This is a genomic window from Clostridium frigoris, from assembly GCF_018861865.1.
Lineage (GTDB): Bacteria > Bacillota > Clostridia > Clostridiales > Clostridiaceae > Clostridium_AD > Clostridium_AD frigoris.
This window is the reverse complement of record NZ_JAHLDV010000142.1, coordinates 1-959: the sequence shown is the minus strand read 5'-3', so window position 1 is coordinate 959 and position 959 is coordinate 1. Positions and strand designations below refer to the sequence as shown.

The 959-nt window shown below is 30.3% G+C and carries 1 pseudogene; it reads left to right on the top strand.

Annotated features, from left to right (window positions below):
- Positions 1-959: pseudogene (locus KPL37_RS19490) on the top strand (hypothetical protein); the annotation flags it as partial.

Here is a 959-nt window from a genome sequence, read left to right as displayed (position 1 = left end):
CATTATATAATGAGCATTTTGAATGGAAAGAAGACTTCTATAAAGCTAGACATAAAACTATAGAACTTCAAGGACTTAACACAGTTACACAAGGAAATGCTTGTGTTAAATACAATTATGAAACGAATTTACTAAGTATCCAACTGCCCTATGAAAATAAAATAGGTGCATATCATAGTTCACAATGGTTTGAAGTAGAAAATGTTGATTTTCCTTACCATAAAGACTTATTAATAGAAGCTCTAAACACTAAAAATTCCCCTGTTTCCTTACGAATTGAAGACAAAGGAGATTACTTTTTGTTTAAGCCATCTTATAAACTATTTAAAGACGAGAATCAAATTAATTATTCTAAGACAAATGGAGTTGTAGGCTATGATATAAACTATGACCATATTGCATGGAGTGAAACTGATTGCATCGGCAACCTATTAGACTTTGGCACTATACATTTTAATATAGCAAATAAAACTTCAGGGCAAATTTCAAAAACTTTAGAAAAGAGTGCCTTAGTGCTTGTTCAAATAGCTAGGGATAAAAATAAACCACTTGCTGGTGAGAATATTAAAAATATCAGTAAATCCAAACTAACTTATGGGAATACTAAACGAAATATGAAAATCAGTATGTTTGCTCATAAAAAAATCATTGAAGCAATAAGTTCCAGGGCTTTTAAAGAAAATTTAGCCGTATTTTATGTAAACCCAGCATATACTAGCCAAATGGGTAAAATAAAGTATATGAAAGCTAAAGGAATATCTATTCATGTATCCGCTGCATACTGTATAGCTCGTAGATCTCTTGGGTATAAAGAGAAAATACCTTTGATATATAGAACATTTACTGGCAATTGGAGGGTACTGTCCAAAGAATTAAAGACACTTAAAATACAGTATTTTTATAAAATTTCAAGCACCTTCGGATACTTGAATCTAAAAGCTTTTGTAAAAGATACTATA